The organism is Lutibacter sp. Hel_I_33_5 (genome assembly GCF_007827455.1).
In the GTDB taxonomy this organism is placed as follows: Bacteria; Bacteroidota; Bacteroidia; order Flavobacteriales; family Flavobacteriaceae; genus Polaribacter.
Map to the genome: position 1 here is coordinate 1,899,390 of NZ_VISM01000001.1, position 24,770 is coordinate 1,924,159.

Annotated in this window: 21 protein-coding genes; 16 read left to right on the top strand and 5 right to left on the bottom strand. The window is 30.5% G+C overall.

Annotation, left to right across the window (positions count from 1 at the left end; translation table 11 throughout):
- Window positions 1–58 precede the first annotated feature (58 nt).
- Window positions 59–1,108 carry a thiamine-phosphate kinase gene (thiL, locus tag OD91_RS08460; protein WP_144895954.1) on the top strand — a complete coding sequence of 350 codons (1,050 nt, stop codon included), beginning with the start codon at window positions 59–61 and terminating at the stop codon, window positions 1,106–1,108.
- Window positions 1,109–1,165: 57 nt separating this feature from the next.
- Here the strand turns inward: thiL and OD91_RS08465 are convergent, their stop codons facing one another.
- On the bottom strand, window positions 1,166–1,951 hold the full coding sequence (locus tag OD91_RS08465; RefSeq protein WP_144895955.1) for an alpha/beta fold hydrolase: 786 nt from the start codon (window positions 1,949–1,951) through the stop codon (window positions 1,166–1,168).
- Between the two features lie 44 nt (window positions 1,952–1,995).
- Here OD91_RS08465 and brnQ point away from each other — a divergent pair, with 44 nt between their 5' ends.
- The 5 genes from brnQ to OD91_RS08490 all read left to right on the top strand — a co-directional run bounded on the left by brnQ (window position 1,996) and on the right by OD91_RS08490 (window position 6,194).
- Entirely contained in the window at window positions 1,996–3,279 is a 1,284-nt protein-coding gene (gene brnQ / locus OD91_RS08470) for a branched-chain amino acid transport system II carrier protein (RefSeq protein WP_144895956.1), read from the top strand.
- Between the two features lie 72 nt (window positions 3,280–3,351).
- Entirely contained in the window at window positions 3,352–4,191 is an 840-nt protein-coding gene (locus OD91_RS08475; protein ID WP_144895957.1) for a helix-turn-helix domain-containing protein, read from the top strand.
- A gap of 70 nt (window positions 4,192–4,261) precedes the next feature.
- Window positions 4,262–4,933, top strand: a complete 672-nt coding sequence (locus tag OD91_RS08480) for a DUF4386 domain-containing protein (protein ID WP_144895958.1) — start codon at window positions 4,262–4,264, stop codon at window positions 4,931–4,933.
- A 291-nt stretch (window positions 4,934–5,224) separates the two neighbouring features.
- Window positions 5,225–5,773: a carboxymuconolactone decarboxylase family protein gene (locus tag OD91_RS08485; RefSeq protein ID WP_144895959.1), complete on the top strand. Its 549-nt coding sequence runs from the start codon at window positions 5,225–5,227 to the stop codon at window positions 5,771–5,773.
- A gap of 31 nt (window positions 5,774–5,804) precedes the next feature.
- On the top strand, window positions 5,805–6,194 hold the full coding sequence (locus OD91_RS08490; RefSeq protein WP_144895960.1) for a cupredoxin domain-containing protein: 390 nt from the start codon (window positions 5,805–5,807) through the stop codon (window positions 6,192–6,194).
- Window positions 6,195–6,326: 132 nt separating this feature from the next.
- On the opposite strand, the gene OD91_RS08495 is transcribed toward OD91_RS08490, so the two are convergent.
- From OD91_RS08495 to OD91_RS08505, 3 genes are read right to left on the bottom strand one after another with little or no spacing between them, the layout of a single operon-like run.
- On the bottom strand, window positions 6,327–6,944 hold the full coding sequence (locus OD91_RS08495; RefSeq protein WP_144895961.1) for a GDSL-type esterase/lipase family protein: 618 nt from the start codon (window positions 6,942–6,944) through the stop codon (window positions 6,327–6,329).
- Between the two features lie 8 nt (window positions 6,945–6,952).
- Window positions 6,953–8,245, bottom strand: coding sequence for an aminopeptidase P family protein (locus OD91_RS08500; RefSeq protein WP_144895962.1), 1,293 nt, complete (start codon window positions 8,243–8,245; stop codon window positions 6,953–6,955).
- 57 nt (window positions 8,246–8,302) lie between these two features.
- On the bottom strand, window positions 8,303–9,610 hold the full coding sequence (locus OD91_RS08505; protein WP_144895963.1) for a DEAD/DEAH box helicase: 1,308 nt from the start codon (window positions 9,608–9,610) through the stop codon (window positions 8,303–8,305).
- A 45-nt stretch (window positions 9,611–9,655) separates the two neighbouring features.
- On the opposite strand from OD91_RS08505, the gene OD91_RS08510 reads away from it, so the two are divergent.
- Entirely contained in the window at window positions 9,656–10,693 is a 1,038-nt protein-coding gene (locus OD91_RS08510) for a tocopherol cyclase family protein (protein ID WP_144895964.1), read from the top strand.
- 48 nt (window positions 10,694–10,741) lie between these two features.
- Here the strand turns inward: OD91_RS08510 and OD91_RS08515 are convergent, their stop codons facing one another.
- On the bottom strand, window positions 10,742–10,996 hold the full coding sequence (locus OD91_RS08515) for a hypothetical protein (RefSeq protein WP_186434428.1): 255 nt from the start codon (window positions 10,994–10,996) through the stop codon (window positions 10,742–10,744).
- A gap of 166 nt (window positions 10,997–11,162) precedes the next feature.
- On the opposite strand from OD91_RS08515, the gene OD91_RS08520 reads away from it, so the two are divergent.
- The 9 genes from OD91_RS08520 (at window position 11,163) to OD91_RS08560 (ending at window position 24,749) form a co-directional block, all read left to right on the top strand.
- On the top strand, window positions 11,163–14,006 hold the full coding sequence (locus tag OD91_RS08520) for a sialidase family protein (RefSeq protein ID WP_144895966.1): 2,844 nt from the start codon (window positions 11,163–11,165) through the stop codon (window positions 14,004–14,006).
- A gap of 104 nt (window positions 14,007–14,110) precedes the next feature.
- Window positions 14,111–15,862, top strand: coding sequence for a chondroitinase-B domain-containing protein (locus OD91_RS08525; protein ID WP_144895967.1), 1,752 nt, complete (start codon window positions 14,111–14,113; stop codon window positions 15,860–15,862).
- Window positions 15,863–15,887: 25 nt separating this feature from the next.
- Entirely contained in the window at window positions 15,888–16,514 is a 627-nt protein-coding gene (locus tag OD91_RS08530; RefSeq protein WP_144895968.1) for a hypothetical protein, read from the top strand.
- A gap of 179 nt (window positions 16,515–16,693) precedes the next feature.
- Complete coding sequence (locus OD91_RS08535) at window positions 16,694–17,770, top strand: Fic family protein (protein WP_144895969.1); 1,077 nt, start codon at window positions 16,694–16,696, stop codon at window positions 17,768–17,770.
- A 120-nt stretch (window positions 17,771–17,890) separates the two neighbouring features.
- Window positions 17,891–18,568: a succinate dehydrogenase cytochrome b subunit gene (locus OD91_RS08540; RefSeq protein WP_144895970.1), complete on the top strand. Its 678-nt coding sequence runs from the start codon at window positions 17,891–17,893 to the stop codon at window positions 18,566–18,568.
- An 11-nt stretch (window positions 18,569–18,579) separates the two neighbouring features.
- Window positions 18,580–20,592 (top strand): fumarate reductase/succinate dehydrogenase flavoprotein subunit, encoded by a 2,013-nt coding sequence (locus tag OD91_RS08545; RefSeq protein ID WP_144895971.1) that lies wholly within the window; start codon window positions 18,580–18,582, stop codon window positions 20,590–20,592.
- Window positions 20,593–20,619: 27 nt separating this feature from the next.
- The gene (locus tag OD91_RS08550; protein WP_144895972.1) at window positions 20,620–20,982 is read left to right on the top strand and encodes a four helix bundle protein; all 363 of its coding nucleotides are present in this window, start codon (window positions 20,620–20,622) and stop codon (window positions 20,980–20,982) included.
- A gap of 39 nt (window positions 20,983–21,021) precedes the next feature.
- Window positions 21,022–21,768, top strand: coding sequence for a succinate dehydrogenase/fumarate reductase iron-sulfur subunit (locus OD91_RS08555; RefSeq protein WP_144895973.1), 747 nt, complete (start codon window positions 21,022–21,024; stop codon window positions 21,766–21,768).
- A 164-nt stretch (window positions 21,769–21,932) separates the two neighbouring features.
- Window positions 21,933–24,749, top strand: coding sequence for a TonB-dependent receptor (locus OD91_RS08560; protein ID WP_144895974.1), 2,817 nt, complete (start codon window positions 21,933–21,935; stop codon window positions 24,747–24,749).
- Window positions 24,750–24,770: the final 21 nt, after the last annotated feature.

Here is a 24,770-nt window from a genome sequence, read left to right on the forward strand (position 1 = left end):
TATGTATTTCTTCTTATAGAAAAGGTGTTAAAAATGATGTAAATAGTATCTTTGCGGCATGTTAGAAGACAAAAATCAAGGTAAAACATCGTTAGCAGAATTAGGTGAATTTGGATTGATAAACCATATCACTCAATATTTTAAAATTCAGAATTCAACAACTGTAAAAGGAGTTGGGGATGATGCTGCTGTAATTTCAGCAAAAGAAAAACAAACGTTAGTTACCACAGATTTATTAATTGAAGGCGTGCATTTTGATTTAAGTTATATGCCTTTAAAACATTTAGGTTATAAAGCTGTAATGGTTAATTTATCTGATGTGTATGCGATGAACGGAACTGCAGAACAAATAACAGTTTCTATTGCGGTTTCTAATCGTTTTCCTTTAGAAGCAATTGAAGAATTGTATGCAGGAATTCAATTAGCTTGTGACACGTATAAAGTTGATTTAATTGGTGGGGATACGACCTCTTCTACCAAAGGAATCTTAATTTCTGTTACTGCAATTGGTTCGGCTAATAAAGAAGATATAGTATATAGAAATGGTGCAAAAGCAACCGATTTAATTGTTGTTTCTGGTGATTTAGGAGGTGCATATTTAGGGTTGCAGGTTTTAGAACGAGAGAAACAAGTTTTTAATGTTGATCCAAACAATCAACCAGATTTAGATAATTACTCGTATTTGATTGAACGTCAGTTAAAACCAGAAGCACGTAAAGATATTTCGGGATTATTAAAAGAATTAGAAGTAAAACCAACTTCTATGATTGATATTTCTGATGGATTGTCTTCTGAGCTTTTTCATATTTGCACACAGAGTAAAGTAGGATGTAAAATTTATGAAGATAAATTACCTTTAGATCCGCAAGTAATTTCTACATGTGAAGAGTTTGAGTTAGATTCAACCATGGTTGCATTAAGTGGTGGTGAAGATTATGAGTTGTTATTTACAGTGCCTATTTCTGATTTTGAAAAGATAAAAGCAAATCCAAATTTTTCTATTATTGGTCATATTACAGAAGAAAACCAAGGTTTAAATTTAGTCACCAGAGCTAGCCAAGAAATTGAACTAAAAGCACAAGGTTGGAATGCTTTGAAGGGTAAGTAAAACTATTTTGAAACTTCGTATAATGGAAGTTAGCTGTTTTTTTTGAGAAAATCAAGTTTAACAACCCTTCACAAAATCAACTAAAGTAGCATTTAATTTTTCTTTATTCTCAACATGACTCATATGTCCATCTGGGAAAACAACAAATTCTGTGTTGGTCTCTTTTGCTTCTTTTAAAGATGTTTTATAGTCTAAAACTGGGTCTTTTTCGCCAATAATAAGTAGCTTTTTAAAATCGTTATTTTGTAATACACGATTTCTGTTTTTACGAATTCTCATGCCTTCATTTGCTGCAATATATCCTTGAAGTGGTGTTTTTAATGCCTCTTTTTTTACGAATGAAATTTCTGACTTAAAACGCTCTAAATTGCTTTGTCCAAATAAATTTGAAACGGATATTTTAACCATACTTTCAAAATTAGTCTGAATCATTTTATTAGCACGTGAGCGTAGTTTTTTTCGTTCTTCATCATCATCATTAGAGGTCGAATTCATTAAACACAACCCTTTTATTTTTTGTGGATTTTTTTCTGCGAAAGCTAACGCTACATAACCGCCCATAGAATGACCAATTACAATAAAACGCCTTAATCGTAAATGATTTAAAACGGCTTCTACAGCTTCTGCCATGGTTTCCATAGAATGGATATACCCTAAACATGCAGTTTTTCCATGTCCTAATAAATCGATGGCAATAATTCTATTTCTTTTAGAAAGTTCAGGAATTATATCTTTCCACATAGTTGTGTTTTCTAAAAATCCATGGAGTAAAACTACGGCAGTTCCTTTACCAACATCAGAAAATGATATTTTGGTGTTCTTAAAAAGAATAGAATTTTGCATCAAACAAAAATATGTATATTTCAAGAATAAAAATCTACTAAAAGATGAACAAAACAAAAGAAATTTGGATTGCTGGTTTTGCGTTATTTTCACTTTTTTTTGGTGCAGGAAACTTATTGTTACCACCACTTTTAGGTTACAACGCAGGTAATAATTGGTTTTGGGTAACCATTGGTTTTATGATTACCGCTGTTGTAATTCCTATTATCGGAATTATGGCGCATGCTAAATTACAAGGTACTTTATACGATTTTGGTAAAAAAGTTTCACCGACTTTTAGTTTAATTTATTGTGTTATAGTGTACATTATTTCTATAGCTATTCCATCACCAAGAACAGCATCTGCAACTCATGAAATAGCTATTCATCCAATTTTTGGTACAAGTCCACTTTTAACAAGTTGCGTTTATTTTGCTTTGGTATTGGTTTTTGTTTTAAATCGTTCTAAAATTTTAAATTTAATAGGTAAATACCTAACACCTTTTATTGTAATTATTTTGGTATTAGTTATTGGTATTGGATTGTTTTCTTCTGATATGATTATGAACCCAAGTAAATTTACAACACCAATTGTAGATGGTATCTTAGAAGGTTATCAAACTTTTGATGCAATAGGAGCAGTTGTAGTTGGGGGTGTAGTAATTATTTCTTTAAACTTAAAAGGACTAAATTCTTTTGATGAAAAAAAGGAATTGATAAAAAAAGCAGGAATCATTGCAGGTTCAGGACTCTTTATTATTTATGCAGGTTTAATAGCTGTAGGAGCATTTTATGGGTCAGAAGTTTTTGTAGATGGCTCTTTATCTAATGATATGCAAAGAGCTAATTTATTAAGAGGAATAAGTAAATCTACCTTAGGAAATATTGGAAATGTGTTTTTAAGCACATTAATTGCTTTAGCATGTTTTACTACTGCTGTTGGAATTATTACAGGAACAGCAGATTATTTTAAAGGATTATTTAAAGACTCGCAAAAAGCGTATATATCTACAGCAATTGTAGGTTGTTTAATCGGAATTTTAGTTGGACAAATGGATTTTCATTCTATTATTGTAATTGCATTGCCGGTGCTAATGTTTATTTATCCAATAACAATTGTGTTGATTTTATTAAATATTCTACCTGATAAATATGCTTCTAAATCAGTTTTTAGAACTGTAGTTTTGGTGACGTTTATTTTTAGTATTCCAGATTTTTTAGGTTTTATCATTCCAAGAGAAAATTTAATGGGTATAAAAAACATGATTCCGTTAGCAAACCAAAGTTTAGGTTGGGTGATTCCTGCAATAATAACCTTTATTGGTTTGAATCTTAAGAAGTTTCGCTAACTTTTGAATTAAGAATTAATATGAGTAAAGTTTACTACTATTTTTACGACTACTTTTTTGTAACAAACAAAAATGGCAATAGAAGACATTACAAAATATTCTTTTAAAAACACTTTTTCTTTAAGTACAGTTCAGTTTGATAAAGCTTGTACAATAGATCATCAAGAACAAATAGATGCCTATTCTATTTATTGGATTCAAGAAGGAAAAGGAACCTATAATATCGATTTTGAAAGTTATACTTTTGACGATAATGTGTTGTTTTTCTTATCACCAGGACAAGTATTTTCTGTAGATTCTGAAAAAATAAAAACTGCTTATAAATTGAGTTTTGTACGTGATTTTTATTGCATTCAAACCCATGATAAAGAAGTGGCATGTAATGGTGTTTTGTTTAATAATATTTATGAAACTCCGTTTGTAAAACCTTGTGCAAAAGACACCGAAAAACTCAACTTTATATTAGAAAGTTTAATTGAGGAATTTCAGCAAAATGAAACTGCGCAATATGATATGTTGCAATCTTATTTAAAACAATTTATTATTCATGCTGTGCGTGTGCAAAAAGAAAACCATGTTCTTAAAGAAGATACAGAAACACGTTTATTTAAAGACTTTAGTTTGTTGGTAGAGCAGAACTTTAAAAAACTTCATTCTGTTACTGAATATGCAAATAGATTAGGAGTTTCACCAAAATCGATCTCTAAACATTTTCAAAAATTAGGCACAAAAACGCCATTAGAATTTATTAAAAACCGTATTTTATTAGAAGCAAAACGTCAACTTGTTTACACAAATAAAACCGTAAAAGAAATTGCTTTTGAGCTTGGTTTTAATGATCCAGCTTACTTTACACGCTTCTTTACCAAGGCAATATCTAAATCTCCACTTCAGTTTAAAAAAGAATATTAGTATCTTGTAGGCAACTATTTTAAAGACAATTACGTCTTACTATTAATTGCTAACCAATTAAACATATACTATGAATTCAAACAAAAAAACAGGAAGAATTGCAGGTGCTTTGTTATTATTTACCTTTATTTCTGGGGTTATTATTTTTCAAGTTTTACAAAGCTCTGTACTCTCATCAAAAGATTTTTCCGGCATAGCTTTAAACAATGAAAACAATTTAATACTATCAACAATTTTGGGAACTTTTAGCGGAATTGCCTCAATAATTGTATCCATTTTATTATTACCAATTTTTAAAAAACAGCATTATAATTTAGCATTTTTATACGTCGCTTTTTGTATCGTTAATTTTGTGGCGATAATGATAGATAATCATAATGTTTTAGAGATGTTAGAATTCAGTAAAGCTTTTGCACAAAACGCTAACGAAGCTTCGAATTCGCTAAATATTATGAAAACTGTACTTTCTGAGAAACATTTATGGACACATTATTTTTACCTTCTAATTTCTACTTTTCCAGTATTTGTATTGTATTATACATTGTTCGTTTCTAAATTAGTCCCAAAAATTTTATCTGTCTTTGGTCTTATTGCTGTTTTATTAATGTTTATTCAAATAACGGCTACAATTTTTGGTAAAAATGTTAGTGGAAATATAATGCTACCAATGGCATTAATTCAATTAGTTTTTCCAATTTGGTTAATTATTAAAGGATTAAAAGCAGCTACTAGTACAGAATAACTTAATCTTACTTTTAAATAATAATAACCCATTTGTTACTCAAATGGGTTTCTTTTTTCTTCATTTTTTCTATCGTCCAAATCAAAGGAACTTTTGTCCATTTTTAAAGGTTGATTTGGGTCGCATCTTTGTATCAGAATTAAAAACAACCGATTATGAGAGCAACAGAAAATACACAATGCCCTAACTGTTGGGGATATCAAACTTATGATGAGCAAAACCCAGAACAACAACTTTGTGAATGCAAAACAGAAAAATAATTAATAATAAAATAAATTTAAAATAGAAATTATGAGCACATTTAATGTACCAACAAAAAACGAAGTATCAGAAAATAATCAAGCAATTTTTAATCAATTAGAAAAAGGACTAGGATTTGTACCTAACTTATATGCCTCTTTTGCACATAGCGAAACTGCATTAGGTAACTTTTTAGCATTCGGGAATGCTATAACAAGTTTTTCAGCCAAAGAAAAAGAAGTAATTAATTTAGCGGTAAGTCAAGTAAATGAATGTGTATACTGTTTATCTGCACACACTGCTATTGGTAAAATGAATGGTTTTACAGAAGATGAAATTTTAGAATTAAGAACAGGAGAAGCTTCTTTTGATTCGAAATTAGATGCATTAGCAAAATTTGCTAGAAGTGTTGCAATTAATAGAGGTGCAGCAACCCAAGAATCAATTGAAAACTTTTATAACGCTGGATATACCAAAGGAAGTTTAGCAGATGCAATTTTACTAATTGGTGAAATTACAATTACAAACTACTTCCACAGAACAACAGAAGTTCCTGTAGATTTTCCAGTAGCACAAACTTTAGAAATAGTAACAGCATAATTATAAACAAATAGTTAAAACAATAGAAAAGATGAAAAAAGTAATCGCAATTTTAGTAGTAGTATTAGGTTTTGCATTTAACACAAATGCACAAGACAAAATGATGAAAAAAGAAACAGTAAAAACAGTTTCTTTAGAGCAAACAAAAGGTGAGTTTACACAGAAACAAATTACGTTATCAGAAGGAACTTATGTTTTTGAAGTGTCAAATAACGATGCAGCTCCACAAGTAGGATTGGTTTTAATTGAAGATGGAAAAGATGGTTCTAAACCAGAAAATCATATAAAGAACGCTTACGTTTCTAAAATGGTTAAGCATGGTAAAAAAGAATCTTCTAAGAAAGTAACGCTTAAAAAAGGAACGTATAAATACTTTTGTCCTTTTAATAAGACTCCTCAATATACTTTAGTTGTAAAGTAATCGTTATATTGGCATAGTCTTTGAAATAAAGGCTATAATGTTAAGTAAGTATTTGTGGGGACAATTTCTCTTAACTAGAAAAAAAGCTTGCCAACTGGCAAGCTTTTTCATTTTTAAATATGGTAGTTTTTTTTAGATTTGAGTGTTTACAATAGGGTTTAAAATTTCAGCGATAAATTGATACCCTTTTTCGTTAGGATGAACACCGTCATGAGAAAGAAAAACTTCTTTATTTTTTATAAATTTTTTATGTAAATCAACATACTGTAAATTGTATTTTAACGCAATTTTTTGAAGACATACATTATATTTTATTACATCAGAACTTACTCTTGTTTTTCCAGGTTCCAATTGAATTCCGTCTATAGCATCAGAAATAGGTAAGATACTTAAGAGAATAATTTTTTGAGTTGTTTTTTTTGCAAGTTGAATTCCTTTTTCAATATTGTTTTCAAAAATTGAAAGAGGAACAACAAAGTTAGTATCAACAATTGCTAAATCGTTGGCACCATATCCTATAAAAATAATGTTGTTTTCTGGTGATTTTCTAGCATCAGTTTCTACTTCAATTCTTTTTAAGAGACCATGAGTAGTTTCCCCGCCAATTCCTAAATTAAAGATTTTTACTTGCGGATTTCCAGTATTAAATTCTTTAAAATAAGTTCTTTTTAAGATATCTACCCAACCTCCAAAAACAGAATCATTTTCGCCTAAAGTAATGCTGTCACCAAAAAAGAAACATGATGTCATAAAGAAAATTATTTATTCATTAAATCTTCAATTTCATCTGCTTCTATAGGAATATTGCGCATTAAGTTAAAAGGTTCTCCAGTTTCTTGAATCACAACATCATCTTCTAAACGGATACCAAAACCTTCATCAGGAATGTAAATTCCAGGTTCAACTGTAAAAACCATATTGGCTTGCATTGGCTCGTGCAACAAACCATAATCATGCGTATCTAATCCCATATGATGACTTGTACCATGCATAAAATATTTTTTATACGCTGGCCAATCTTTATCTTCATTTTGCACATCAACTTTACTCAATAAGTTTAAATCAATTAATTCTGATGTCATTATTTTACCAACTTCTTTATGATATTCAGCCCAATCTGCACCAGGAACTAACATTTTTGTCGCTTCTTTTTTTACACGATTTACAGCATTATAAACAGCTTTTTGTCTATCAGAAAAACGACCAGAAACTGGAATTGTTCGTGTCATATCCGAAGAATAATTTGCATATTCTGCACCAACATCCAACAACATTAAATCGCCAGCTTTACACTCTTGATTATTCTCTATATAATGTAATACGTTAGCGTTATTTCCACTAGCAACAATTGGTGTGTATGCAAACTTTTTAGAACGATTTCTTAAAAATTCATGCATAAACTCAGCCTCAATTTCATATTCCCTAACACCAGGTTTTGTAAACCCTAAAATTCTTCTAAACCCTTTTTCAGTAATATCACAGGCTTGTTGAATTAAATCAATTTCTATCGCGTCTTTTACAGATCGTAATCGCTGTAAAATAGGATTGCTTTTAGCCACTGCATGCGCAGGATATTTAGCTAATAACCATTTATTAAAACGATCTTCACGTGTTTCGGTTTCTACATTTGCACGATAATGTTCGTTGGTATTTATATAAACTGTTTCAGCTTGGGTCATGATTTCAAAAATCACTTTTTCCATATCTTGCAGCCAATACACGGTTTTTACTCCGCTTGTAGCTAAAGCAGCTTCTTTGGTTAGTTTTTCGCCTTCCCAAACCGCAATATGCTCATTGGTCTCCTTTAAAAATAATATTTCTTTATGATGTTCTCTCGGACAATCTGGAAACAAAACCAACACACTTTCTTCTTGATCTACGCCAGATAAGTAGAAGATATCTCTATTTTGTTCAAAAGGCATGGTGCTATCTGCACTGATTGGATAAATATCGTTAGAATTAAAAAAAGCAAGACTATTTGGCTTCATTTTAGAAGCAAAGTTTGCTCTGTTTTTAATAAATAATTGCGAATTAATTTTGTCGTATTTCATGAAGAAAAATTTAGAATAAGACAAATGTACTAATATAATCTTCTAAAAAAAAGACACTTATCTGCGTCTATTTCTTTTTGATCTCGATCTATTTCTATTATTAGAATTTTCCGATTTATTTTCTGGTGAATTAGATTTTCTAGAAGAACCACCTCTATGAGAAGCACCAACACCATTTTTCTTTTTAAAAGAACCTTTTTTCTGTGTAGCTGCTCTTTTTGGCGGAGCAGTATCAGTTGGTTCAAAACCTTCTAGTACTTCAGTTTTTAACTGCTTTTTTAGAATTTTTTCTATCTCTTTTTGATATTCAGTTTCTTCACTACACACCAAGGAAATAGCTTCTCCACTTGCGCCAGCTCTACCAGTTCTACCAATTCTATGTACATAATCTTCTGGTACATTAGGTAATTCAAAATTAATAACATGTGGTAATAACGGAATGTCTAAACCACGGGCAGCAATATCGGTTGCAACCAAAACACGAATGGTGTTATTTTTAAAACTAGCTAACGCTTTTGTTCTTGCTCCCTGACTTTTATTTCCATGAATTGCTGCTGCAGAAATTTTAGCACCAATTAATTTCTTTGTTAATTTATTAGCACCATGTTTAGTTCTAGTGAATATTAAAACTTGATTCCAATTTCCTTCACTAATTAACTTTATAACAAGTGCTGTTTTTTTACCTTTATCAACACTAAATGCTTTCTGAGAAACCATTTCTGCCGTAGAGTTTTGTGGAGCAGCTTCTACCGAAACAGGATTTCTTAAAATACCTTCAGCTAGTTTTTTTATGTCTTTAGAAAACGTTGCAGAAAACATTAAGTTCTGACGTTTTGAAGGCATAAAACTCATGATTTTGTTAATATCTCTAACAAAACCCATGTCTAACATCCTATCAGCTTCATCTAAAATTAAGACCTCAATACGCTTAAAAGACAGCGCTTTTTGATCGTGTAAATCTAATAATCTACCTGGAGTTGCTACTAAAATATCAACACCTCTACGAAGTGTTGCAATTTGACTTGCAGCTTTTACGCCACCAAATACAACAGCAGAATGTATATTTAAATATCTACTATATTCTCTAACATTGTCATAAACTTGGGCTGCTAATTCTCTTGTTGGTGTTAATACCAAAGCTCTTAATGGCCTGTATTTTGGATGTTTAGTTTCTGCTAATCGTTGTAAAACAGGCAAAGTAAAACCCGCTGTTTTTCCAGTTCCTGTCTGAGCAGAAGCCAAAAGATCTTTTCCATCTAAAATATGTGGTATTGCTTTTTGTTGAATTGGTGAAGGTTCTGTATATCCTTTTTCTTCGACAGCTTTTAATAAAGCATCAGATAATCCTAATGATTTGAATGACATAAATTTTTTTTAAAGCGATTTCACTTTTGTGTCATCCCTAAGAAGTTGCAAAGATACATCGATTTCTTTGTAGAAAAGAAGAAAGCAAAAAACAAATTTGTACATTTAAAAATGATTTTTAAAAGACTGAAAGCTTTATTTAACCCTGAAATTTATCATGGGTGGGGGAAATCAAAAAAATATTTTGAAGGCTGGTATTTTAAAATTGTAAATGCAGATGAAACTAAGGCGTTTGCAATTATTCCAGGAATCTCGATGGATTTAAAAGGGAATCAACAATCATTTATTCAAGTATTAGATGGAAAGAATTTATCAGCAGAATATCTTAAATTTTCTGCGGATGAATTTCAACCTAATCCAAATAAATTTGAGGTAACGATTAAAGACAATTATTTTTCAAAAAATAAAATCAGACTCAATTTGCCTACTATAAATGGAGAATTAGAGTTTAAAAACAATGTTTCTTGGCCAAACAGTTTTCTTTCTCCAGGAATTATGGGGCCTTTTTCATTTGTTCCATTTATGCAATGTTATCATGGAATTGTGAGTATGAATCATACTATTTCTGGTAAGCTAATTATTAATAATGATGAGGTAGATTTTACAAATGGTAAGGGGTATTTAGAAAAAGACTGGGGAAATTCTTTCCCTAGTGCCTATATCTGGATGCAATCCAATCATTTTAGCAATCCAACTATTTCTATAAAAGCATCTGTAGCAAAAATTCCGTGGTTAAAAAGTTCATTTGTTGGTTTTATAGCTGGAGTTTTAATAGATGATAAAATCATTCAGTTTACAACCTATAATTTTACTAAATTAAAGAAATCTTTTGCTGATAAAAATCACGTAGAAATTGAATTGGAAAACAAAAATTATAAACTTACTATTTTTGCTAAAAGAGAAAAGGCAACAGCTTTAGCATCTCCTATTTTAGGTTTTATGGACGGAAGAATTGAAGAAAGTATGACAGCAAATTTGGAAGTTATTCTGTATGATAAAAAAGCCAAGAAAATAATTTTACAAGACGTAGGAAGAAATGCAGGGCTAGAAGTAGCGGGTAACATAGAAGAAATAATCACATAAAAAACCACTCTAAATTAGAGTGGTTTTAAAGTTTGAAAAATTGATTCTCTATTTGTTCATCATGCCTTTTATCACACCAATAATTGCCATTAAAGCTCCACCACCTACTCCACCACCGGCAATACTTCCAATTATACCACTAAGGTCTAATCCAAGTGTGCTTAATAATTGCGCACCTAAACCACCACCAAGAATTCCTACAACAGAGTTCCAAAGAGTACCCATAGAAAACTTTTTAAGTAAAGCTCCAGCTAAGTTACCACCAACAGCACCTGTTAGTAAGCTAATAATCAATTCAGTCATAATTAATTGTTTTTAATTAGTTAATAGACTGTAATTTAGTTCTTTTTTTTAAAGAATCTTCATTTTGTTAATAACTTCGCTGTTATCAATATGTTAGTTTTTTAGTTAAAAATTTTGAAATCCTTAAATCTAATGGTAATTTCATTGCCTAAATTATAACCAAATCATGAAAACGTTATCAACAATTATTTGCCTTATTTTTTGTGCTTTATCATTAAAAAGTGTGGCACAACAAGTTGCAACTCCAGCTTCTACCATTAAAAAAGGAATTGAAGCTAAAGAGAAATTAGAAAAAACTTCACTCGTAAAAAACATAGCATTTACCAATATTGGTCCTACAATTATGAGCGGGCGTGTGGTGGATATTGATGTAAATCCAAATAATACAACTGAATTTTATGTTGGTTATGCTTCTGGCGGATTGTGGTACACAAACAATAACGGAACAACTTTTACACCAGTTTTAGATACTTCGTCGACACAAAATGTAGGTGACATTGCAATTGATTGGAAAAACGGAACTATTTGGGTAGGAACTGGAGAAAATAATTCGTCACGTTCTTCGTATGCAGGAATCGGAATTTTAAAATCTACAGATAAAGGTAAAACTTGGACAAATGTTGGACTTACAGATTCGCATCATATCGGTAGAATTTTAATCAACCCTAATAACCCAAACGAAGTTATTGTCGGTGCTTTAGGTCATTTATATTCAGCAAATCAAGAAAGAGGAATTTATAAAACTATTGACGGCGGAAAAACGTGGTCTAAAAAATTATTTATTGATGATAACACTGGAATCATAGACATTCAACCAGCACCAAATAATTTTAATGTATTGTATGCTGCTTCCTGGGAACGTGAAAGAAAAGCATGGAATTTTGATGGTGATGGGAGCAATTCTGCAATTTATAAAAGTTCAGATGCAGGAAATTCTTGGACTAAAATTTCTGAGAATAATGGTTTTCCAACTGGGAACGGAGTTGGTAGAATCGGCTTAGCAGTTTTTAATGAAAATGTTGCTTATGCGTTTCACGACAATCAGTTTAGAAGAAAAGAAGAGAAGAAAAAAGATAAAACTTCAAATGCGTTAACAAAAGACGATTTTAAAAAAATGTCTGTTTCAGACTTTTTAAAATTGACTGACAAAAAATTAAACACCTACTTAAAGACAAATGGATTTCAGGAAAAATATAGAGCAGAAAATGTGAAGCAAATGGTTCGTTCTGGAAATGTAAAACCTGTTGATTTAGCTAAGTACTTAGAGAATGCAAATTCGTTGTTATTTGATACGCCAGTAATTGGAGCTGAAGTTTTTAAAACGACAAATGGCGGAAAGTCTTGGAAAAAAACACATGAAGGCTATTTAGATGATTTGTATTATTCGTACGGATATTATTTTGGAGAAATTAGAGTAGATGAGCAAGATGAAAACGGAATTTATGTTATGGGAGTTCCTATTTTAAAATCTAAAGATGGTGGAAAAACCTTTACATCCATCAGCAAAGAAAACGTGCATGCAGATCATCAAACGCTATGGGTAAACCCTAAAAAACAAGGTCATTTAATTGATGGTAATGACGGTGGTTTAAATCTTTCTTATGATGATGGAGAAAGTTGGACGAAGTTAAATGTACCTTCTGTAGGTCAGTTTTATGCGATTTATGCAGACAATCAAAAACCCTATCGAGTATATGGCGGATTGCAAGATAACGGTGTTTGGGTTGCAAAACACAATGCAAGAATTAACAAACGTTGGCATCAATCTGGACAAAATCCGTATGAATCTATTATGGGTGGAGACGGAATGCAAGTACAGGTTGATGATAGAAATCCGAATATTGTGTATACAGGATATCAATTTGGAAATTACTTTAGAATTGATAGAGAAAGTGGAAAAAATAAATATATACAGCCGAAGCATCAGTTAGGAGAAAATCCCTATCGTTTTAATTGGCAAACACCAATTTTATTGTCTAAACACAATCAAGATATTTTATATTTAGGAGGAAATAAATTACATCGTTCACTTAATAAAGGTGATGATTGGGAAACTATTTCTAACGATTTAACACAAGGCGGGAAAAAAGGAAATGTTGCATACGGAACAATTACTACTATTGCAGAAAGTCCGTTTCAATTCGGATTATTAGTTGTAGGTTCTGATGATGGTTTGGTTCATATTTCTAATAATGGTGGCGGAAGTTGGACAAATATTTCTAGCACTTTTCCTAAAGATTTATGGGTAAGTAGAGTTGTTGCTTCCGCACATAAAAAAGAACGAATTTATGCCTCGCTAAATGGTTACAGATTTGACGATTTTACACCATATATCTATGTTTCTGACGATTCTGGAAACACATGGAAAAATATTGGAAGTAACATTCCAACATCCGCAGTAAATGTAATAAAAGAAGATCCTGCAAATGAAAATGTACTTTATGTTGGGACAGATAATGGAGTCTATGTTTCTTTTAATAAAGGTAATTCTTGGCAAGCATTTAGTAAAAATTTACCCAATGTTGCAGTGCATGATTTGGTAATTCAACCAACAGCAAAACATTTAATTATTGGTACGCACGGACGTAGTTTATATAAAGTTAATATTGCACCTTTACAATTGTTAACAGACGATTTAGCAAAAAAATCTACACATTTATTTGATATAAATACAATCAGAAAAAGTAGAAACTGGGGTAGTTCATGGAGTAAATGGTTAAAACCGAATACACCTAAAGTTAACATTCCTTTTTATATAAACAATGCTAAAAAAATTACGCTTAGCATTTTTTATAAAGATGTAAAAGTTAACGCAATTTCTGTTGAAGCAGACAAAGGTTTTAATGAAGCCATTTATGATGTTTCTTTTTCTAAAAAAGGATTAAAAAATTATTTAAAGGCGAATAAAGACGCAAATATCAAGAAAGCAAAAAATGATATGTATTATTTACCTAAAGGAAAGTACCTTGTAAAAAGTGAAGGTTCAGAAAGTGAATTTGAGGTGAAATAATTAAACAATTATTATTAAATCAGTAAATTCTTTAAAAAAAGTTCAGCTATTTAGAAGAAACACCTTAGATTTGTAAATTGGTTAACCAATTTACAAATCTAAAAATGAAACACATATTTTTAAAAAAGGGACTTCTTTTATTGTTATTAGTTTCTTTTATCAATGTTAAAAGTCAAACCATAGTAAATAATAGTTCTGAACTACAATCTGCGATTTCTTCTGCAACTGCGGGTTCAAAGATTTTATTGGCTGATGGAACTTGGAATAATATTTTTATAAATATTAATAAAAACGGCACAGATTCTCAACCTATTATAATTACTGCTCAAAATCTAGGTGCTGCTTTTATGACTGGTAACTCAAGAGTTTATATGAGAGGTAATTATATTACTGTTTCTGGCTTAGTTTTTCAAAATCCCTCAAACTTAGTTGTAAGTGGTTCTACAATTGAACCTATATTTGAGTTGAATCAATGTGATAATTGTCAAGTTATTAATAACAAAATTGATGCTTATAATGGTACAGATGCTCAAAAAACGATGAAGTTTAAGTGGGTATATATTGTTGATGGTCAGTATAATGAAATTGCCCATAATTCTTTTATTGGAAAACATGGAGTAGGTAGTATTATCAATGATAACAGATCCTTAGCGAATGCAGATTATTTGAAAATTCATCATAATTATTTTGCTGACAGAACACCGGTAAACAATGATATAAATGGATTAAATGATCAAGATGCAATTAGAATTGGAACAAGTACAACTTCTTTATCAGATTCTTATTCAGAGGTTTATAATAACTTTTTTTACAATTGGTCTGGTGAAGTAGAAATCATATCTAACAAAAGTGGAAAAAACAAATACTATAACAATACCTTTAGAGATTATCAAGGTACACTTACATTAAGACACGGTAATGGATGTGAGGTTTTTAACAACTACTTTTTTGCAAATAATAACTCATTTACTGGCGGTGTTAGGATTATTGGAGAAGACCATAAAGTATATAACAACTATATTCAAGGTATTAATTCATTTAAACCTAGTGGATCTTCATCCAACGTAACTGGTGGAATTAATGTAATGAATGGAGTAACAAATTCAGCTTTAAATCAATATTATCAAGTAAAAAATGTTCAAGTAGTAAACAATACTTTGGTAAATTGTGATTATGCAATAAGAGTTGGTACTTCTTTAGGAGGTACAGAAGAACCAGAAAATTTGAAGGTTGCAAACAATATTATGTATAATACAAGTAAAAATGCATACCAAATAAAAACTTCGCCTTCTGGAGCTTCTATTGCTGAAGGAAATATAACCCAAAATGGAAGTTGGGATTTAACCAATAATACAAATAATAATAAAACTGTTAGTTCTGGATTAATAAAATCTAGTTTAGATTTTTATAGAATTCCTTCAACAAGTCCAGCAATTGACGCGGGTGTTGGATCTTATACTTTTTTAACTAACGATATTTTAGGTTCTAGCAGAACATCAAGTTTTGATGCGGGAGCTGAAGAATTTGGAGGTTCTGGAAATAACATTCCATATATTGTTGCAGATGTTGGAAATAAAGTAGGTTTTTTATCAGTAAACAATGCTTCTTTAAATGTTGAAAAAAATTCATTAAAAGAACTTGGAATAAAAGTTTATCCTATACCAACAAATACTTTTTTATCAATTAATTCACAAAAAGAAACTATAGGTAAAATTGAGGTTTATGACATTCAAGGAAAGTTGTTATTAAAGAAAGAAAGCAATAATCAATTAGAAAAAATTAACACTTTAGAATTCAAACCAGGAATTTACATTCTTAAAATTAAAGGAGTGTATTCAAGATTTATTGTAAATTGAAAAATCTTTAATTAGATGACTTTTTATGAATAAACTTTTGCTTTTTCTTGTGCTACTATTTGCAACACAAACATTTTCTCAATCTAATTGGAAAAGTTTTAAAAAATTATCTGGACCAAAACAATGGTGGGTAATTTGGCATCCATTTAAAGCAAAAAAATCACATGAAATTTCTAAAGAGGTTACTAGAATTTCTGATTCGATCATAAAATCTAACTTATTAGATGGTGATGCTTCTGGTGGACAAGTAGATGCTTTTAGACATGCCTATTGGATGGCAAGATTAAAGCAAGAAATAGGAGAATCTGCCGCAAGAAAATTAGGAAAATCTCACGAAAAAGAAAATTATCAGACGTACAAAAAACAAAAACTAGAAGACGGAATTGTACCCGATAAGATTTCTTCAGAAATGGATCTACATAATAATGAAGAAGGTTTAAAACTAGTTTCTAAAGGAGGAAAAACACCAAGAAAAGGATTGATTTACCGAATTGTAAATGCAATTCAAGCTGGTAAAATGAAAGTGATAAAAAAAGATGAAAGAGGAAATTTTCTAACTTGTGAAGGCAAAACGATAACACCAAAATCTTTACAAGGGAAATGGAAAAATGATAAGTGTTTGGTAAGTTCAAGTATTTTACCTTTTGAATAAAATATTTACTACTCCTTGAAAATAAAGAAAAAGCCTATAAGCTTTACATATCATTAAAACATGTAAAGAAAATTGATTTTTCTTTACATGAAATATTATATATTTGTAAAACGTGTAAAGAGAATTAAATTTTCTTTACACAAGGTAATAATATATAAAAAAGAACCAAAAATATTAATATGATTTGGAAACCATCTAATTTGCCATATGATAAAGATTTAGAAACCAGGGTTGTTCTTAAAAAGTTAGCTGGGGCTCATCGAGCTTTAGCAGAATTGAAAGGAATTGCACAAACAATTCCAAAACAAGAAATTTTAATAAATACTTTAATGTTACAAGAAGCCAAAGATAGTTCTGAGGTTGAAAACATAGTTACGACTCATGATGATCTATATAAAAGTTCATTGGGGTTAGAAAAATATATTTCTCCTGCAGCTAAAGAAGTTCAAAATTACGTTGCTGCAATTAAGCGTGGGTTTGCCATTGTTTCTGAGAAAAAAATATTAACAACGAATAACATTATTGAGATTCAAGAAATTCTAGAGAAAAATAAGGCTGGGCTTCGTAAAATCCCTGGAACTAATTTAAAAAATCAACAAACAGGTGAAGTGATTTACGAGCCTCCACAAAGTGCAAAAGAAATTAAGGAATTAATGGAGAATCTTGAGTTATTTATTAATGACAATTCACTTATTGATTATGATCCTATAGTAAAAATGGCAATAATTCATTTTCAGTTTGAAAGTATTCATCCGTTTTATGATGGTAATGGAAGAACAGGGAGAATTCTTAATATTTTATATTTAGTCTTAAATGATTTATTGGAAATTCCTATTTTGTATTTGAGTAGATTTATAATAAGTGATAAAATGGCTTATTACCAAAACTTACAAAACGTTCGGGACAATGAAAGTTGGGAGACTTGGCTTTTATATATGATTTCTGCTGTAGAAGAAACTGCATATGATACTATTCGTTTGGTAAATGATATTAAGAAAGAAATGATGAAAATGAAAAATATATTACGAAATAATTATAAATTTTATAGTCAGGAATTACTCAATCACTTATTTAAACAACCATACACTAAAATTGAATTTTTAAAAAAGGATTTAGGCGTAAGTCGTGTAACCGCTTCGGGGTATTTAAATCGCTTAGCAGAAGATAAGGTTATTTTTAAATTTAAATTAGGGAAAACTAATTATTATATAAACATGGCTTTAATGAATGCATTAAGTCCTGAAAATAAAAACTAAACTCAAAATTTTCATAACCTATTTAAACCCATTCTAAATATTTAATAAAACAAAACATATAGCTTGTTAGAGAAACGCAATCGTTGTAAATTTGTAGTAATTATTTAATCAACAAACAAAATAATGGGATTCTTTAAATCTTCAATCGGAAGAAAATATGCAATGGCACTTTCTGCATTCTTCCTCATGTTTTTCTTATTACAACATTTTGCAATAAACATCACATCAATTTTTCCAGATAATGGAGCAACTTTTAACGAACTATCTCATTTTATGGGTAGAAATCCGTTAATTCAGTATGTAATGCAGCCTGTTTTAATTTTCGGTGTTATCTTTCATTTTGTTATGGGATTTGTACTAGAATTTAAAAATTGGAGTGCACGTAAAGTCAGTTATGCAAAAAACAATGGTGCTGCAAATTCTACTTGGATGAGTAGAAATATGATTTATAGCGGCGCTGCAATTTTAGCATTCATAGTTTTACATTTCATCGATTTTTGGTTTCCAGAAATCAACACAAAATTTATTCAAGGAGATTGGTCTGGTATGCATAATGGCGAACTTAGATACTTTCATGAATTACAACACAAATTTGTAAATCCGTTAAGAGTGGGTGCTTATATTATTGCATTTGTGTTTTTAGCACTACACTTATTACACGGTTTTACTTCTGCTTTCCAATCAGTAGGAGCAAATAATAAATACACTAAAGGATTGAAAACGTTTTGTAACATTTACTCAATTGGTATTCCGTTAGGATTTATCATTATTGCGTTATTTCATCACTTCAATCATTAATACGAAAAAGTATGGCTTTAGATTCTAAAACTCCAAAAGGTCCATTAAAAGATAAATGGACGGATTATAAAAATCACATCAATTTAGTAAATCCTGCTAACAAACGTAATATTGATATTATTGTTGTTGGTACAGGTTTAGCGGGTGGTTCTGCTTCTGCTACTTTAGCAGAATTAGGGTATAATGTAAAAGCATTTGCTTATCAAGATTCTCCACGTAGAGCGCATTCAATTGCGGCGCAAGGAGGAATTAACGCAGCAAAAAATTACCAAGGTGATGGAGATTCTGCTTACCGATTATTTTACGATACGGTAAAAGGTGGAGATTATCGCTCACGCGAATCCAACGTATATAGATTAGCAGAAGTTTCTGCAAATATTATCGATCAATGTGTGGCGCAAGGAGTTCCTTTTGCTCGTGATTATGGTGGATTGTTAGACAATCGTTCGTTTGGTGGTGTATTAGTTTCAAGAACTTTTTATGCCAAGGGACAAACAGGTCAGCAATTATTATTAGGAGCGTATTCTGCAATGAATCGTCAAATTGCTCGTGGTAAGATTGAAATGTTCAATCGCCATGAAATGTTAGATGTTGTTTTGGTTGATGGAAAAGCACGTGGAATTATTGCTAGAAATTTAGTTACAGGAGAGATTGAGCGTCATTCAGCACATGCTGTAGTTATTGCTTCTGGAGGATACGGAAATGTATATTTCTTATCAACTAACGCAATGGGTTCTAACGCAACAGCAGCTTGGAAAATTCATAAAAAAGGAGCGTATTTTGCAAATCCTTGTTATACGCAAATTCACCCAACATGTATTCCACGTTCAGGAGATTATCAATCTAAATTAACGTTGATGTCAGAATCTCTTAGAAATGATGGACGAATTTGGGTTCCTAAAAATTTAGAAGATGTAAAAGCGATTAGAGAAGGACGTAAAAAACCGACTGATTTATCGCCAGATGAAAGAGATTATTATTTAGAAAGACGTTATCCTGCGTTTGGTAATTTAGTACCTCGTGATGTGGCTTCTAGAGCAGCGAAAGAACGTTGTGATGCTGGTTACGGTGTAAATGCAACTGGTGAAGCAGTGTATTTAGATTTTGCTTCGGCAATTGAACGTTACGGAAAAGAGCAGGCGAAGATTCAGAATATTTCTAATGCTTCTGCAGATAAAATATACGAATTAGGTCAAGCAATTGTTGAGGCTAAATATGGAAACTTATTCCAGATGTATCACAAGATTGTAGATCAAGACCCATACAAAACTCCAATGATGATTTATCCAGCGGTTCACTACACAATGGGTGGTGTTTGGGTTGATTATAATTTGATGACTACCGTTGATGGATTATACTGTTTAGGAGAAGCAAATTTCTCTGATCACGGAGCAAACAGATTAGGAGCATCAGCTTTAATGCAAGGTTTGTCTGACGGATATTTTGTGTTACCTTATACAATCGGAGATTATTTATCTGATGATATTAGAACAGGAAAAATTCCAACGGATACTAAAGAGTTTGAAGATGCTGAAAATGATGTTAAAGAACGTTTAGATTTCTTCATCAACAATAAAGGAGAACATTCTGTAGATTATTACCACAAAAAATTAGGAAAAATTATGTGGGAAAAATGTGGAATGTCTCGTAACGAAAAAGGTTTAAAAGAAGCGATGTCTGAAATTAAAGCTTTACGTGAAGATTTCTGGAAAAACGTAACAGTACCTGGAAGTCAGTCAGAAATGAATCCTGAGTTGGAAAAAGCAGGTAGAGTAGCAGATTTCTTAGAATTAGGTGAACTTTTTGCTAAAGATGCGTTGGATAGAAACGAATCTTGTGGAGGTCATTTTAGAGAAGAATCTGTAGAATTAGACGGTGAACAAGAAGGAGAAGCAAAGCGTAATGATAAAGACTATGCGTATGTTTCTGCTTGGGAATACAAAGGAGAACCTGCTGATGCAGTTTTACATAAAGAAGAATTAGAATTTAACGATATTGAACTTAAGCAGAGATCTTATAAGTAAACTAGAAATTTAGCCAAAAGGCAAAAGATGGGCAGTATTTCTACATATAAAGATTTATTAATTTGGCAAAAAGGAATTCAAATTGTTAAAGAAGTATATCTAATTTGTAAAGAAATTCCGAAAGATGAGTTGTATGGTTTACAAAGTCAAATTAAACGATCATCAGTTTCAATACCTTCTAATATAGCAGAAGGTTGGGGTAGAAATTACACCAAAAGTTATATTAAGTTTTTAAAGTATTCGAGAGGATCTTTATTAGAGTTAGAAACTCAAATTATTATTGCAAAAGAACTAGAATTTATTTCAATCGAAAGTTTTAATAAAATTCAAAATTTAATCACAGAAGAAAGTAAAATGTTAAATGCCTTTATAAAATCAGTAGACAAATAACTATTTGCCTTATGACTATTGGCTAATAAACTAAATAAAATGAATTTAACCTTAAAGATTTGGCGTCAAAAAAACGCAAGTGATAAAGGAAAAATGGTTGACTATAAGGTAACCGATATTTCTGAACATATGTCTTTCTTAGAGATGATGGATGTATTGAACGAGCAATTAATTAATGCAGGTGATGAACCTGTTGCTTTCGATCATGATTGTAGAGAAGGTATTTGCGGAATGTGTTCGATGTACATTAACGGGGAAGCTCACGGTCCAGATAGAGGTGTAACAACCTGTCAATTACATATGCGTATGTTTAAAGATGGTGATACAATTACCATTGAGCCATTTAGAGCAGCAGCATTTCCAGTAATAAAAGATTTAGTGGTTGATAGAAGTTCTTTTGAAAGAATTCAGCAAGCTGGTGGATATATTTCTGTAAATACTTCAGGAAATACACAAGATGCGAATGCAATTCCGATTCCGAAAGAAGATGCAGATAAAGCTATGGATGCTGCAACCTGTATTGGATGTGGAGCTTGTGTTGCTACTTGTAAAAACTCTTCTGCAATGTTATTTGTAGGTGCAAAAGTATCTCAATATGCTTTATTGCCACAAGGACAAGTAGAAGCTACAGATAGAGTTTTAAACATGGTTGCACAGATGGATGCAGAAGGTTTTGGAAACTGTACAAATACAGGTGCTTGTGAAGTGGAATGCCCGAAAGGAATTTCTTTAGAAAACATAGCGCGTATGAATACTGAGTTCTTAAAAGCGAGTTTAAAAGGATAAAAAACATGTCACTTCGAGCGGAGTCGAGACGTCTTTAAAAATAAACATATAAAACGTTCAAACTTTGTTTGAGCGTTTTTTTCAATATTAATGTTAGATAATTCATTTTCTTATTCTAAATTGATATTTTTATAGTAGCTAAATATTTTTATAAATTATTAATTATGCGCTTATTATTAAATTTATTTGCTTCAGTTTTATTTTCTTTTAACATGTTGTATGGCATGCAATCAAATGTAATAAAAGGGATTGTTCAAGATGCTAAAACTGGTGTTTACTTAGAAGGGGTTACTATTGTTATAGAAGAATCTGATTTAGGAACATTTACCAATGAAAATGGTGAATTTTTAATTTCAAATTTAAATGCAAAAACAGTAGTATTAACTTGTACTTATTTAGGTTATAAAAAGTTTAAAAAGAAGATAGATTTAAGAAAAATTACAACATTTACTTTAAATATAAAATTAGAACCAATTAAAGAAGTTGTTTTAGATGAGATTGTTATAGTAGGATATCAACTTCAAAATAATAATATTATAAAAAAGAAAGCTGAAGCAATTCAAATAGCAGACTTTTTAATTCAAGATGATATTTCAAGGTATCCAGATTTTGCAATAGCAGATGTTGCTAGTAGAATTGTAGGTGTTACTGCTAATTTTGAAGAAGATGAAGCAACAAGAATAGGAATTAGAGGGTTATCTCCAATTTTTACATTTTCATCTTTAGATGGTATGATAATTCCAAGTGCAGAAAACCAAACTCGAATTGCAAATTTTGAAGCGATTCCTTCTTCATTAATAAATAGCATAGAAGTATATAAATCTAGAACTGCAGATTTAGATGGTAATGCAATTGGAGGTGTTTTTAATTTGAAAACAAGAAGTGCTTGGGATTCTAATAAAACATTTTTAAACCTAAGAAGTTTTTTTGGTAAATATAATTTTGATGAAGTTCCAAGAACAGGAAAAAGAAATGATATTAACAAAAACGGTTTGTCTTCAAGACATGAGGCTACTTTTGCAACTAAATTCGGTGCAAATAAAAATTTTGGAATAGTTCTAGCAGCAAGTTATAACTTAAAAGATAGAGATCAAACAAAACATCCCAAAGCAAATTATTCTTTTTTAGATAATAATCCTTTAAAACCAATTCCTTCAAGAATAAGAATTGATTCCTATGATAATATAGTAGAACGTTATGGTGGATTAGTAAAGTTTGAGTATAAACCAGAAAATAACCTATACATGAGTTTTTCTGCAGGACATTTTGTGAAAAATGACGATGAAATACGTCAAGGAATAAGGTTTGATCAATTATCTTTTGATGAATCTACAGCTTCTGCAAATAGTGTTAAATTTACTAAAGCACGTAGTAGAGTTTCTAGTAATATTTGGGACATTAATAGAGAAATTACAAACCTTGTTTATAACGCAAATTATGATATTAATTCTGATAGTAAATTAGAATTGATGTTTGGGTGGGCTTCTGGTAAACGAAAACAAGATAGTGGTTTCACAGAGTTTAGAGGGAGTTCAATCGAAGACAATTCAGGTTTTTTTAGTAGTAATGGAGCTTCTGCTTCATTTAGTTTAGATGATCCATCAACTTACAATGGAAATGCATCTAATAACTATTATAGCTTAAATACTCTTAATAATAGAAGGTCAAGTAATGTTGAGAAAAATACATCTTTAGCTATAAATTATACATTAAATTTTAAAGACAAAAATTGGACATTAAAAACTGGCTATAAGTTTAGAAATCTAGATTATGTACATAATGATTATTCATTAATTGCAGATTATATTGGAGGAACTCCTCTTAATATTTCAGATTTTTTAATCAAAACAAACTATATACCTAATGGTACAGATTATGCTATGCCTTTATTAGATCCTTATGCTATTAATAATTATATAACTTCAAACTCATCTCAGTTCAAAATACCAGATAATAGTATGGCTACTATTTTTGGACGAGGGTTAGTGTTTTTGCCAGAGGCTGAATTTAAAATAGAAGAAGTTGTAAATGCAGGATATATATCTACAAGATATAATAAAGATAAATTAAAATTAAATTTTGGGTTAAGAATAGAAAATACAAATTCAAAGTCTAATCGTTTAGTAAATATAAATAATCAATATGATGGAACTTTAAGTAATGTTAATACCAACTACACTAGCTTTTTGCCATCTTTAGGAATGTCTTATAATATCACTAATAAATTAAAGTTTAAATCAGCTTATAGTAAAGCTATAGGACGTCCCGATTATTTACAATTAGCGCCTATTGAAATTATTGATGAAGTTAATAATAGAATAAGTAAAGGAAACCCAGATTTAAAGCCTAGAATAGCAGATAATTTAGACTCATTTATTGAATTTTATTTTGGAGAAAAAAATCAAAACTTACTAACACTAGGTTGGTTTTATAAATATATAAAAGATGATATTATTAATGAAGTCAGTACTTTAGGACCAAATCAAGTAACAACTTTTGTGAATTCCGAAAGTTCTACCATTTCAGGAATAGAGCTTAATTTTATAAAAAACAAACTTGATTTTTTACCTGGTTTTGTATCTAATTTTGGGATATCTACTAATTATTTATTTATACAAGGAAAAACTCAATTAAATTCTGGAGAAAAGATTCCACTAGTTAATTTGCCAAAACATACTATAAATGCACAATTATTTTATCAACAAAATAAGTTTGATGCACGTTTGTCTTGGAATTGGACTGATAATACTTTAGAATCTTATGTGAAAAATAATGAATTAGAAAACAGTTACATTTTTTCTTATGGCACTTTAAATTTTTCTACTAGGTATAATATTTACGACAATTTATCTGTAATCTTAGAAGTAAGAAACTTAAATGATGCCAATAGAGGTTCATTTGTAGGGACAAATAATATAAACCCGATACGAGTAGATGAATTTGGGAAATCTTTTTGGTTTGGCTTAAATTATGCTCTTTAGTATTATTGTAATCTACAAGTT